Origin of the sequence: Polaromonas sp. AET17H-212, from assembly GCF_002379085.1 — a bacterium.
Lineage (GTDB): Bacteria > Pseudomonadota > Gammaproteobacteria > Burkholderiales > Burkholderiaceae_C > Polaromonas.
In genome coordinates this window covers 347960-360400 of the sequence record NZ_NBZW01000001.1, presented here as the reverse complement: position 1 = coordinate 360400, position 12441 = coordinate 347960, and the positions used below count along the sequence as shown (strand labels likewise).

General features: G+C 64.3%; 12 protein-coding genes. All 12 read left to right on the top strand.

Annotation, left to right across the window (positions count from 1 at the left end):
- The first annotated feature begins 56 nt into the window (after nucleotides 1-56).
- Nucleotides 57-482, top strand: a complete 426-nt coding sequence (gene ndk / locus B7G53_RS01660) for a nucleoside-diphosphate kinase (protein ID WP_096662563.1) — start codon at nucleotides 57-59, stop codon at nucleotides 480-482.
- An 18-nt stretch (nucleotides 483-500) separates the two neighbouring features.
- A complete protein-coding gene (gene rlmN, locus B7G53_RS01655; RefSeq protein ID WP_096662561.1) occupies nucleotides 501-1646 on the top strand; it encodes a 23S rRNA (adenine(2503)-C(2))-methyltransferase RlmN in 1146 nt (381 codons plus the stop codon).
- Entirely contained in the window at nucleotides 1643-2455 is an 813-nt protein-coding gene (gene pilW, locus B7G53_RS01650) for a type IV pilus biogenesis/stability protein PilW (protein WP_096662559.1), read from the top strand. The genes rlmN and pilW overlap by 4 nt, the downstream gene beginning before the upstream one ends.
- Entirely contained in the window at nucleotides 2448-3470 is a 1023-nt protein-coding gene (locus tag B7G53_RS01645) for a helix-turn-helix domain-containing protein (RefSeq protein ID WP_096662557.1), read from the top strand. The genes pilW and B7G53_RS01645 overlap by 8 nt, the downstream gene beginning before the upstream one ends.
- A 17-nt stretch (nucleotides 3471-3487) precedes the next feature.
- Nucleotides 3488-4744, top strand: coding sequence for a flavodoxin-dependent (E)-4-hydroxy-3-methylbut-2-enyl-diphosphate synthase (gene ispG, locus B7G53_RS01640; protein WP_441338956.1), 1257 nt, complete (start codon nucleotides 3488-3490; stop codon nucleotides 4742-4744).
- Nucleotides 4745-4755: 11 nt separating this feature from the next.
- The gene (gene hisS, locus B7G53_RS01635) at nucleotides 4756-6066 is read left to right on the top strand and encodes a histidine--tRNA ligase (protein WP_096662553.1); all 1311 of its coding nucleotides are present in this window, start codon (nucleotides 4756-4758) and stop codon (nucleotides 6064-6066) included.
- 51 nt (nucleotides 6067-6117) lie between these two features.
- Complete coding sequence (locus B7G53_RS01630) at nucleotides 6118-6828, top strand: YfgM family protein (RefSeq protein ID WP_096662551.1); 711 nt, start codon at nucleotides 6118-6120, stop codon at nucleotides 6826-6828.
- On the top strand, nucleotides 6825-7979 hold the full coding sequence (bamB, locus tag B7G53_RS01625) for an outer membrane protein assembly factor BamB (protein WP_096662549.1): 1155 nt from the start codon (nucleotides 6825-6827) through the stop codon (nucleotides 7977-7979). The genes B7G53_RS01630 and bamB overlap by 4 nt, the downstream gene beginning before the upstream one ends.
- Before the next feature lie 161 nt (nucleotides 7980-8140).
- Nucleotides 8141-9484 carry a ribosome biogenesis GTPase Der gene (gene der, locus B7G53_RS01620; protein ID WP_096662547.1) on the top strand — a complete coding sequence of 448 codons (1344 nt, stop codon included), beginning with the start codon at nucleotides 8141-8143 and terminating at the stop codon, nucleotides 9482-9484.
- Nucleotides 9485-9552: 68 nt separating this feature from the next.
- The gene (hfq, locus tag B7G53_RS01615; protein WP_441338953.1) at nucleotides 9553-9804 is read left to right on the top strand and encodes an RNA chaperone Hfq; all 252 of its coding nucleotides are present in this window, start codon (nucleotides 9553-9555) and stop codon (nucleotides 9802-9804) included.
- Nucleotides 9801-10982 carry a GTPase HflX gene (gene hflX / locus B7G53_RS01610; protein ID WP_096662543.1) on the top strand — a complete coding sequence of 394 codons (1182 nt, stop codon included), beginning with the start codon at nucleotides 9801-9803 and terminating at the stop codon, nucleotides 10980-10982. The genes hfq and hflX overlap by 4 nt, the downstream gene beginning before the upstream one ends.
- A 43-nt stretch (nucleotides 10983-11025) precedes the next feature.
- On the top strand, nucleotides 11026-12441 hold the full coding sequence (gene hflK / locus B7G53_RS01605) for an FtsH protease activity modulator HflK (RefSeq protein ID WP_096662541.1): 1416 nt from the start codon (nucleotides 11026-11028) through the stop codon (nucleotides 12439-12441).

Here is a 12441-nt window from a genome sequence, read left to right as displayed (position 1 = left end):
TCAGAGGCTTTATTCGATTTGAATAAATCCCAGAAAATCAAGGTTAAGGAAATCTCATGGCGATCGAACGCACCCTCTCCATCATCAAACCCGATGCCGTGGCAAAAAATGTCATTGGTCAAATTTATGCGCGCTTTGAGGCTGCCGGCCTGAAGGTGGTTGCTGCGCGGATGGCGCATCTGTCGCGCGGCGAAGCCGAAGCCTTTTATGCCGTGCATAAAGAGCGTCCTTTCTTCAAGGATCTGGTTGAGTTCATGATTTCCGGCCCGGTCATGATTTCCGCCCTGGAAGGCGAAAACGCGATCCTGAAACACCGCGACCTGATGGGTGCGACGGATCCGAAGAAAGCCGCCGCCGGTACCATTCGCGCCGATTTCGCCGACAGCATCGATGCCAATGCCGTGCATGGCTCCGACGCCGTCGAAACTGCCCAGGTGGAGATCAGCTTCTTCTTCGCGGGCATGAACATCTATTCGCGCTAAAAGCGCAAGCTTCCCGCAATGACCGCCAACCTGCTTGATTACGATCTGGAAGGGCTGGCGGCCTTTTGCGAAGGGCTCGGAGAAAAACGTTTCCGGGCCACCCAGCTTTTTCGCTGGATCCACCAGAAGGGCGCGACCGATTTTGGCCAGATGACCGATCTGGCGAAGTCGCTGCGGGAAAAACTTCCCGCTTCCGCTCACATCCAGAGCCTGAAGGTGGTTTCGCGCCACGATTCTGCCGACGGCACCATCAAGTGGCTGTTCGACGTCGGTGCCGGCGATGTCATTGAAACCGTTTTTATTCCCGAGACCGACCGCGGCACGCTTTGCATTTCTTCGCAGGCTGGCTGCGCCGTCGGCTGTCGTTTTTGTTCCACCGGACATCAGGGCTTCAGCCGCAACCTGACAACGGCCGAGATCATCGGCCAGCTCTGGTATGCCGAACACTTTCTGCGCAAGCACCTTGGTAAAACCGAGCGTGTCATTTCCAATGTGGTGATGATGGGCATGGGCGAGCCGCTGCAAAATTTCGCGCAACTGCTGCCGGCCCTGCGCGTGATGCTGGACGACCATGCCTATGGCCTTTCGCGCCGGCGCGTGACCGTCTCGACCTCGGGCGTCGTTCCCATGATGGACCGCCTGGCGCAGGATTGCCCGGTCGCGCTGGCGGTGTCGCTGCATGCGCCGGAAGACGAGCTGCGCAGCAACCTGGTGCCGCTGAACAAAAAATACCCGATCGCTGAGCTGCTCGAGGCCTGCACGCGTTACCAGGCCGCGGCACCCCGGGACTTCATCACCTTTGAATACTGCATGCTCGACGGCGTCAATGACCAGCCCGAACATGCGCGCATGCTGGTGGAATTGATGCGCCGGCATTCGCTGCAAGGCCTGGCCTGCAAGTTCAACCTGATCCCCTTCAATCCGTTTCCGGCCTCCGGCTTGAAGCGCTCCGACATGCCGCAGGTGCTGGCTTTCGCCAAAATCCTGATGGATGCCGGCATCGTGACCACCGTGCGAAAAACCCGGGGCGACGACATCGATGCCGCCTGCGGCCAGCTCGCCGGCGATGTGCAGGACCGCACCGGTGTCCAGCAGCGCATGGCCACGCAGCGGCAAGGTATGCTCAAGGGCATCAAGATAGTCTCCAGAGAGGTCGGTGTATGAAGCGTGTCCGCAATGTCCTGTTGATGTCTGTCTGCTGGGCGGCTGTGCTGCTCGCCGGCTGTGCCGGCAAACCGGGTTCCGCCCCGGGCGCCACGAGCGGGCGCGGGGAAATCATGACGGAGTCGGACGAGCCGGACGTGCGCAAACGCGCGCGCATCCGCCTGGAGCTGGCTGCCAACTATTTTCAGCAGGGGCAGACCAACGTCGCCCTCGACGAACTCAAGCAGGCGCTGGTGACCGACCCGACCTATGCCGATGCCCACAACCTGCGCGGCCTGGTCTACATGCGCATGAATGACAATGCGCTCGCCGAGGACAGTTTTCGCCGGGCCATGGCGCTCAATCCACGGGACGGCGACGTGCTGCACAACTATGGCTGGCTGCTCTGCCAGCAAAACCGCCACAGCGAATCGGCCGCACTGTTCGCGCGGGCCATCGCCACGCCCCAGTACAGCGGCCAGGCCAAAACACTGATGACGCAGGGGCTGTGTCAGGTGCGGGCAGGGCAGAAAGCGGAGGGCGAGCGCAGCCTGCTGCAGTCCTATGAGCTGGACGCCGGCAACCCGGTCACCGGCTACAACCTGGCGGGCCTGCTTTTCGAGCGCGGGGACCTGGTACGCGCGCAGTTTTACATCCGCCGCTTGAACAACAGCGATCTGGCCAATGCCGAAACGTTGTGGCTGGGGGTGAAGGTGGAGCGCAGGCTGGGCAGCCGCGAAGCGATGCTGCAGCTGGCCGATCAGCTGAAAAAACGCTTCGGCCAGTCACGCGAGGCCGCAGCTTACGAAAGAGGAGCCTTCAATGACTGACGCTGACGGCCGGCTGCCAGGCAGCGCTGCACTGGCGCAGCAAGACTTGCCGCCCCACGCCCTGCAAGACCAGGCAGATGCCGGGCCTGCGGTCAGTGCCGGTTCCCTGATCCGGCAGGCGCGCGAGGCCGCAAGCCTGCACATCGCGGCATTGGCGGTGGCCTTGAAGGTACCGGTCAAAAAGCTCGAAGCGCTGGAGGCCGACAGGCTGGACCTGTTGCCGGACGCCGTCTTTGTCCGGGCGCTGGCGGCAAGCGTCTGCCGCACCCTCAAGATCGATACGGCTCAGGTGCTGGCGCTGTTGCCGCAAACCGGCAAGCCCACTCTCGGGCAGCAGAGTGCGCCCATCAACGCCCCGTTCCGCTCCCCTGGTGACGGACCTGGTCCCTCCCTGCTGGCGCAGATCTCCCGGCCAGCCGTTCTGGCGGGCTTGCTGCTGGTGCTGGGTGCCCTGGTCCTGATCTTCCTGCCAGCCGTCCAGCAGTCCGGCATCGCCAGCCAATCGGCGTCGCCTTCACCTGCCGTTGGCGACACACCTGCGGTCCCGTTGGGCGCGCTGTCCGGGGTGGCCATGGCCAAGACCGAATTGCTGGAAATGGACAAACCCGCCGTGGCCGACAGCGCGGCCCAGCCGTCTGCCTCTGCGGGGGTGGCTGCAGCCGCCCCGGCGCTGGCACCGCAGCTGTCCACGGTCGCGCCGCTGCCCATGCCCGTCGCTGTGTCGGTGGCCATGGCGGTACCCGCCACGCCGGCGGCGGTGACCGTGCCGTCCGCAGCGGCCGGCATCATCGTGTTCAAGGCCAAAGGGGCGTCCTGGGTCGAAGTCACCGATGCCAAAGGCACGGTGGTTTTGCGCCGTACCCTGGCTGCCGGCGAGGAAGCCGGGGCATCAGGCGTGCTGCCGCTGGCGGCCGTGGTGGGTCGGGTCGATGCGACGCAAGTCGAAGTGCGGGGCAAGGCCTTTGACCTGGTTTCCGTGAGCAAAGACAACGTTGCACGTTTCGAGGTGAAGTAGTGGCAGCATGTTTTCCCGTGGAGTCGGCCGCGCCCAAGGCGCGCCTGTCGTCCCAGGCGCGTGTGGTCTGGGGTTCGCGTGTGGTCACCGTGGGTGGCGATGCGCCCGTGCGTGTGCAGTCCATGACCAACACCGACACGGTGGACGCGATCGGCACAGCCATCCAGGTCAAGGAACTGGCCATTGCCGGCTCGGAAATGGTCCGCATCACCGTCAATACGCCGGAAGCTGCGGCGCAGGTGCCCTATATCCGCGAGCAGCTCGACCGCATGGGCATCGACGTGCCGCTGATCGGCGACTTCCATTACAACGGCCACCGGCTGCTGACCGACTACCCGGCTTGTGCCGAGGCGCTGTCCAAGTACCGCATCAACCCCGGCAACGTGGGCAAGGGCGACAAACACGACCGGCAGTTCGGGCAGATGATAGAAGCGGCGGTCCGCTGGAACAAGCCGGTGCGCATTGGTGTCAACTGGGGCAGCCTGGACCAGGAACTGCTGGCCGCCCTGATGGACGAGAACAGCCGGCGCGACCAGCCTTGGGACGCGAAACAGGTGATGTACGAGGCGCTGATCACCTCGGCCATCGGCTCGGCCGAACTGGCCGAACAGATGGGCATGGACCGAAATCAGATCATCCTGTCCTGCAAGGTCAGCGGCGTGCAGGACCTGATCTCGGTCTACCGTGAACTGTCAAACCGCTCGCGTTACGCGCTGCACCTCGGCCTGACCGAAGCCGGCATGGGTACCAAGGGCACGGTGGCGTCCGCCGCCGCGCTGTCGATCCTGCTGCAGGAAGGCATCGGCGACACCATCCGTGTCTCGCTGACGCCGCAGCCCGGTGAAGCGCGCACGCAAGAGGTGCTGATCGCCTCCGAAATCCTGCAGGCGCTGGGCCTGCGCAGCTTTGTGCCTAGCGTCACGGCCTGTCCCGGCTGCGGCCGCACGACCAGCACCACTTTCCAGGAACTGACCAAGGAAATCGACGATTTCCTGCGCGCCCAGATGCCGGTATGGCGAGCCCGCTATCCCGGCGTGGAGAAACTCAAGGTCGCGGTGATGGGCTGCATCGTCAACGGACCGGGCGAGAGCAAACATGCCGACATCGGCATCAGCCTGCCGGGCTCGGGCGAAGCACCGGCCGCACCGGTCTATATTGACGGCGAAAAAGCGGTGACGCTGCGCGGCGACCAGATCGCGCAGGAATTCCGGGTCATTGTCGAAAACTACATTGAAAAGCGCTTTGGCACGCCAGCCGTCGCCCAGGTCGCTTAAACAAAGATTCCATGGCTGAAAAACTGACTGCCGTCAAAGGCATGAACGACATATTGCCGCCTGATTCGGCGCGCTGGGAATGGCTGGAGGACAAGGTGCGTGCGCTGATGGCGCGTTATGCCTACCGCAACATCCGCACGCCCATCGTCGAGCCGACGGCGCTGTTTGTGCGCGGCCTCGGCGAGGTGACCGATATTGTCGAAAAAGAGATGTACTCGTTCGAGGACAGGCTCAACGGCGAAGCCCTGACCCTGCGGCCCGAAAACACCGCCGGTGTGGTCCGGGCCGTGGCCGAGCACAGCATGCTTTACGACGGTGGCAAGCGCCTGTATTACATGGGCCCGATGTTCCGGCACGAGCGCCCGCAACGCGGCCGTTACCGGCAGTTTCACCAGATCGGTGCCGAAGCGCTGGGCTTTCCCGGCGCCGAAGTCGACGCCGAGCTGATCCTGCTGGCCGATGCCTTGTGGAAAGAACTGGGCTTGAAGGACGTGCGGCTGGAGCTCAACAGCCTGGGACAGCCCGACGAACGCAGGCAGCACCGCGCGGCGCTGATCGGCTATTTCGAAACCAATGCCGACCAGCTCGACGAAGAGGCCAAACGCCGGCTGCACAGCAATCCGCTGCGCATCCTGGACACCAAAAATCCGAAAATGCAGGCCCTGGTGGAGGGCGCGCCGCGGCTGATTGATTTCCTGGGCGAGGCATCACTGGCGCATTTCAGCAGCGTCAAGGCCATTCTCGAGGCCAACGGCATCGCCTACAGCATCAACCCGCGGCTGGTGCGTGGCATGGACTACTACAACCTCACGGTGTTCGAGTTCATCACCGACAGCCTGGGCGCGCAGGGCACGATTTGCGGCGGTGGCCGTTACGACTACCTGATCGAGCAGATCGGTGGCAAGGCCGCGCCGGCCGTGGGCTGGGCGCTCGGCGTGGAGCGGGTGCTCGAGCTGATCAGGGAGCAGGGCGGGGCCGCGGACCTGCCGGTGCCGGACGCCTATGCGATAGTTCCTGAAACCTCGGCTTTGCCCGTGGTGCTGAAAACCCTGCAGGCCTTGCGCGCCCTGGGTGTCAGCGTGCAGATGCATGCGGCCGCCGGTGCGGTCGCAGACGGCATGGGCAGCATGAAATCCCAGTTCAAGAAGGCCGACGCCAGCGGCGCCCGCTTCGCCCTGATCTTTGGCGAGGTCGAACTGGCGCAGGGCAGCGTGGCCGTCAAGCCCCTGCGCGGCGAAAAAGTCGAGGCTGCCCAAGTGCAAACCCTGCAGCCGCTGGCGACCGTGGCCCTGTGGGCGCACAGCCTGCGGGCCGGCGTCTGACAGCGACCCCTACAATCAACACAATTCATTTGGCGGAACCAGCAGAGCTCTATGGCAAAACATCTCGATTTGGAAGAACAGGAGCAGCTCGACGAGCTGAAACACTTCTGGAAGCAGTACGGCGACCTGATCACCTGGGGCTTGATTGTCATTTTTGGCGCTTTTGCAGCCTGGAACGGCTACCACTACTGGCAGCGTGATCAGGCCGCCAAGGCGGCCATGATGTACGACGAGGTCGAGCGTGCCGCCCAGTCGGGAGACACCAGCCGGCTGGACCGCGCGATGGCCGACATGAAGGAGCGTTTTGCCGGGACGGCCTTCGCCCAGCAGGCCGGCCTGCTGGCGGCCAGGACCTACTACGACAAGGGCAACATTGATGCCGCCAAGGGCTCCTTGAGCTGGGTGGCCGGCAAAAGCGCCGATGAGGGTTACCAGGCGATTGCCAAGCTGCGTCTGGCGGGTTTGTTGCTGGAAGCCAAAGCCTACGACGAGGCCCTGCAGCAGCTTTCCGGCAGTTTTCCCAAGGACTTTGTTGCGCTGGCGGCAGATCGCCGCGGCGACATCCTCGCCGCACAAGGCAAGAAAAGCGAAGCCCGCGCCGAATACGAAAAAGCCTACAAAGGCCTGGATGAGCGCACCGAGTACCGGCGCCTGGTCGAAGTCAAACTCAATGCGCTCGGGTTGAACCCGTCGGCGGCATTGGCCCCTGCTGCAGCCGCCGCTGCAGTTTCTCCCGCGCCCGCCCCGGAGGTCAAGCCGTGATTTTCAAGTCTTTTCGGCCTCTGGCCCACACGTTAAAAGCGCCTGCAGCTATCTTTTTGATAGCATCCCTGGCGGGGTGTTCGATGTTCAGCAGCTCCGTCAAAAAGCCGCAGCCGGCCGAATTGCAGCCGGTGGTGGCGCTGGTACCGGCCAAACAGGTCTGGACCGCCCGTATCGGCGAGATTTCTTTCCCGCTTCAGGTGAACGTCTCGGGCGACACCGTGGTGGCCGCAAGCAGCGATGGCACCGTGGTGGCGCTGGACGCGCGCAGTGGCCGCGACTTCTGGCGCACCAGCATCGGCGCACCGATCGCGGCCGGCGTCGGCAGTGACGGCAAGGTCGCCGCTGTGGTCACGCGGGCCAACGAAGTCGTGGCCCTGTCGGGCGGCAAGGAAATCTGGCGCCAGAAACTGGCGGCCCAGGCCTTCACCGCACCGTTTGTGGCCGGTGGCCGGGTGTTTGTGCTCGCGGCCGACCGGTCGGTCAATGCCTTTGACGGTCAGACCGGGCGCAAGCTCTGGTCCCAGCAGCGCCCCAGCGAGCCTCTGGTGCTGCGCCAGTCGGGTGTCATGCTCGCCGTCGGCGACACGCTGGTGGTGGGTTTGGCCGGCCGCCTGACCGGCCTCAATCCGCTTAATGGCAGCATCCGCTGGGAGGCCCCGATTGCCTCGCCACGCGGCATCAATGATGTGGAGCGCCTGGTGGACCTGGTCGGCACCGTGAGCCGTACCGGTAACACGGTCTGCGCCCGGGCTTTCCAGGCCAGCGTCGGCTGTGTCGATGCCCAGCGCGGCGCCCTGCTGTGGACCAAGCCCGCCAATGGCGCGCAAGGCATCGATGGCGACGACAGCCTGGTGTTTGGCACCGAAGCCGACGGCAAGGTGCTGGCCTGGCGCCGCAGCGACGGCGAGAGCGCCTGGAGCTCGGACAGCCTGCGTTACCGCAGCCTGAGCGCGCCGCTGGTCGTGGGCCGCTCCGTCGCCATCGGCGACTCGGCCGGTTTTGTGCACCTGTTGTCCCGTGCGGACGGTTCTTCGCTGAACCGCCTCGTGACCGACGGCTCGCCGGTGGCGGCTTCCCCGGTGCTGGCCGGCAATATCCTGATCGCGGTGACGCGTTCAGGTGCTGTTTTCGGCTTCGCGCCCGAGTAGATGTTGGCCCCCACGCTTGTCACTTCGTGTACTGCGCTGCCCCCCGGGGGGGCGCTGCGCCTGCGGACTGGCAGAGCCAGATCCGCGGCCCCTGCTGGTAAAGAGGGCGCCCCCACGCTCCTCGCATCGCTTCGTTCGCTGCCCCTTTTGATCGTCATCTCGTGAAACCTGTTATCGCCCTGGTCGGTCGCCCCAATGTGGGCAAATCGACGATCTTCAACCGCCTGACCAAGTCGCGTGACGCGATCGTGGCCGACTATGCCGGCCTGACGCGGGACCGCCACTACGGCAACGGCCATTTGGGCGCACAGGAGTTCATCGTCATCGACACCGGCGGCTTCGAGCCCAAAGCCGTCGATGGCATCTACAAGGAAATGGCCAAACAGACCCGGCAGGCGGTGGCTGAGGCCGACGTTGTGGTGTTTGTGGTCGATGCGCGTGCCGGGGTCAATGCCCAGGACCACGAGATCGCCAAATACCTGCGCAAGCTGGGCAAGCCGACGGTGTTGACCGCCAACAAGGCCGAGGGCATGACCGAGGGCGTGCAGCTGTCCGAGTTTTTCGAGCTCGGTCTGGGCGAGGTCCTGCCGGTGTCTGCCTCGCACGGGCAGGGCATGCGCACGCTGGTCGAGATGGCGCTGCAGCCGCTGAACCTGCCGGATCCGGACGAGGAGGGCGAGCCCAGCGACCCGACGGTGATCAAGCTGGCGGTGGCGGGCCGACCCAATGTGGGTAAATCGACGCTGATCAATACCTGGCTGGGCGAGGAGCGCCTGGTGGCGTTTGACCAGCCCGGCACCACGCGCGATGCCATTTCCGTGCCCTTCGAGCGCGGTGGGCAGAAATTCGAGCTGATCGACACCGCCGGTTTGCGCCGCAAGGGCAAGGTGTTCGAGGCGATTGAAAAGTTCTCGGTGGTCAAGACCCTGCAGGCCATCGAAAGCGCCAATGTGGTGCTGCTGCTGCTGGACGCGACCCAGGGCGTGACCGACCAGGACGCCCACATTGCCGGCTACATCCTGGAGAGCGGGCGCGCGGTGGTGCTGGCCGTCAACAAATGGGATGCGGTGGACGCCTACCAGAAGGAAATCCTGCAGCGGTCCATCGAAACGCGGCTGTCCTTCCTGAAGTTTGCCACCATCCACAATATTTCGGCGATCAAGCGCCAGGGCCTGGGCCCGGTCTGGAAATCGATTGTCCAGGCCCATGCCTCGGCCAACCGCAAGATGTCGACCCCGGTGCTGACCCGCCTGCTGCTCGAGGCGGTTCAGTTCCAGAGCCCGCAGCGGGCCGGCATGTTCCGTCCCAAGCTGCGTTATGCGCACCAGGGCGGCATGAACCCGCCCATCATCATTGTTCACGGCAATTCGCTGGAACACGTCACCGACGCCTACAAGCGCTTTCTGGAAGGGCGCTTCCGCAAGGAGTTCGATCTGGTGGGCACGCCGCTGCGCATCCAGATGAAATCGTCCAGCAACCCCTATGCGGACAAAGATTCCGCCTAGGACTACATGCATGGCCAGGCGGCTGTGGTAAGGTGAAGTCCTATCAACTCTTGAACACGGAAAATATCGTGAGCAATAACAAAGGTCAGCTTTTGCAGGACCCTTTCCTCAATACTTTGCGCCGTGAGCATGTGCCGGTGTCGATTTACCTCGTCAACGGCATCAAGCTTCAGGGTCAGATCGAATCTTTCGATCAGTATGTGGTCCTGCTGCGCAACACCGTCACCCAGATGGTCTACAAACACGCCATTTCGACCATTGTTCCTGGCCGTGCAGTCACCTTCGCTGCATCGGAATCCCAAGAAAGCCCAGCCAGCTGAGTTCCCAGGACCTCACCCCGGCGTCGGCGCCGCTGGCCATTCTGGTCGGGGTCGATCTGGGCCTCCCCAATTTTGATGCCGGCCTGGAAGAGCTGGGCCTGCTGGCCCAGACGGCCGGCCTGCAGCCGGTTGCCCGTGTGGTCTGCAAGCGCAGGGCGCCGGATGCCGCGCTGTTCATTGGCAGCGGCAAGGCCGACGAGATCAAGATGCTTGCGCTGGAGACCGGCGCCAGCGAAATCCTGTTTGACCAGTCCCTGAGCCCGGCCCAGCAACGCAATCTGGAGCGGGTGCTCGGCCTGCCGGTCAACGACCGCACCCTGCTGATTCTCGAGATTTTTGCCCAGCGCGCGCGCAGCCATGAAGGCAAGCTGCAGGTCGAACTGGCGCGCCTGCAGTACCTGTCGACGCGTCTGGTCAGGCGTTGGTCCCATCTGGAGCGGCAGACTGGCGGCGCCGGTGTTCGCGGCGGTCCAGGCGAGAAACAGATCGAACTCGACAAACGCATGATCGGCGAGTCCATCAAGCGCACCAAGGAACGCCTGACCAAGGTCAAGAAGCAGCGCCAGACCCAGCGGCGCCAGCGTGAGCGGCGCAACTCCTTCACGATTTCCCTGGTCGGCTACACCAATGCCGGCAAGACGACGCTGTTCAACGCCCTGGTCAAGGCGCGCGCCTACGCGGCCAATCAGCTGTTTGCGACGCTGGACACCACGACCCGGCAGCTGTACCTTGGCGACGCTGCGCGCTCCGTGTCGCTGTCGGACACGGTCGGCTTCATCCGCGACCTGCCGCATGGCCTGGTGGATGCGTTTGCCGCCACCCTGCAGGAGGCGGCGGATGCCGATTTGCTGCTGCATGTGGTCGATGGCGCGAACCCGGACCATCTCGAGCAGATCGAGCAGGTGCAACGCGTGCTGGCCGAGATCGGCGCGGCCGACGTGCCGCAGATTCTGGTCTTCAACAAGCTCGACGCCCTTGAAAAAGCGCGCCGGCCGCTGCAGCTAAGTGACAGTTTCGAGGTCAAGGATGCCTTTTCGGACACGGGCCGGCGTGTGGACCGGGTTTTTGTCAGCGCACAGACCGGCGAGGGCCTGCCCCTGTTGCGCGAGCTGCTGGCCCGCCATGCCTCGCAGGCGCCCGTCGAAGATAGCCCCCCAATCGATGAGGCCGTGGCCTGATTAGGCACAATGTGGGAATCATAAAAAAAGTGAGCTCGATTTCATGAACCTGAACCCTGTGTTACAGACGCTGACGACCCTGCCGGGAAGGCTGAGGCATCGCGCCCGAGGAATGTTCAATTTGAACGATCCGCGCTGGGGCCGCGACGACGACAACAAGACCCCGCCCGACGAGTCCAAACCCGAGTCCGGCCGCGATGAGGTGCCGCCGGTGCGGCCACCAGCGCCGAACCGGCCGCAGGGTCAGGGTCAGGGACCCAACCAGGGACCACCCGACCTCGACGAGTTGTGGCGTGACTTCAACCGCAAGCTGGGCGGTCTTTTTGGCGGCGCCAAAAATGCCGGGCAGCGGGGCCGCGGGCCCGGCGGGCTGGGCGGGGGCGGCAGTGGCGGCCCCGGCGGGTTCCAGCCCGATATGAAAAGTGCGGGCATCGGTGTCGGCCTGATTGCCGGCGTGGCCGTGCTGATCTGGCTGGGTACCGGCTTCTTCATCGTGCAGGAGGGCCAGCAGGCCGTCATCACCCAGTTCGGCAAGTACAACTCGACCGTGGGTGCCGGTTTCAACTGGCGCCTGCCTTACCCGGTGCAGCGCCATGAAATCGTCGTGGCGTCCCAGATCCGCTCCGTCGACGTGGGCCGCGACACCATCATCAAGGCCACCGGCCTGCGTGAGTCGGCCATGCTCACGGAAGACGAGAACATCGTCGAGATCAAGTTTGCGGTCCAGTACCGCCTGAACGACGCGCGCGCCTACCTTTTCGAGACGCGGGATCCGGCCGCCACCGTGGTGCAGGCGGCTGAAACCGCGGTGCGCGAGGTGGTCGGCAAGATGAAAATGGACTCGGCGCTGGCCGAGGAGCGCGACCAGATCGCTCCGCGCGTGCGCACCCTGATGCAGACCATCCTGGACCGCTACAAGGTCGGCGTGGAAGTGGTCGGCATCAATTTGCAGCAAAGCGGTGTACGTCCGCCCGAGCAGGTGCAGGCCTCGTTTGACGACGTGCTCAAGGCCGGGCAGGAGCGCGAACGCGCGAAGAACGAAGCCCAGGCCTACGCCAACGACGTGATTCCGCGCGCGGTCGGTTCGGCATCGCGCCTCAAGGAAGAGTCGGAAGCCTACAAGGCCAGGGTGGTGGCACAGGCCCAGGGTGATGCGCAGCGCTTCCGCTCCGTGCTGGCGGAGTACCAGAAGGCGCCCCAGGTGACGCGCGACCGCATGTACACCGACGCCATGCAACAGGTTTACAGCAACGTGACCAAGGTGCTGGTGGAGTCGCGCCAGGGATCCAACCTGCTGTACCTGCCGCTCGACAAGCTGATGCAGGCCACCACGGCCGCCAAGACCAGCACCGCCGAGCCAGCCGGATCGGCGGCCTTGCCACCGGTCGCGCCGCCCACCTCGACCCTTGATACGCGGGCCCGTGACACCTCACGCACCCGCGACCGCGAAACACGCTAA

Coding starts and splice junctions, on each gene's coding strand:
- ndk (WP_096662563.1), top strand. CDS start 57: ATGGCGATCGAACGCACCCTCTCCATCATCAAACCCGATGCCGTGGCA.
- rlmN (WP_096662561.1), top strand. CDS start 501: ATGACCGCCAACCTGCTTGATTACGATCTGGAAGGGCTGGCGGCCTTT.
- pilW (WP_096662559.1), top strand. CDS start 1,643: ATGAAGCGTGTCCGCAATGTCCTGTTGATGTCTGTCTGCTGGGCGGCT.
- B7G53_RS01645 (WP_096662557.1), top strand. CDS start 2,448: ATGACTGACGCTGACGGCCGGCTGCCAGGCAGCGCTGCACTGGCGCAG.
- hisS (WP_096662553.1), top strand. CDS start 4,756: ATGGCTGAAAAACTGACTGCCGTCAAAGGCATGAACGACATATTGCCG.
- B7G53_RS01630 (WP_096662551.1), top strand. CDS start 6,118: ATGGCAAAACATCTCGATTTGGAAGAACAGGAGCAGCTCGACGAGCTG.
- hflK (WP_096662541.1), top strand. CDS start 11,026: ATGAACCTGAACCCTGTGTTACAGACGCTGACGACCCTGCCGGGAAGG.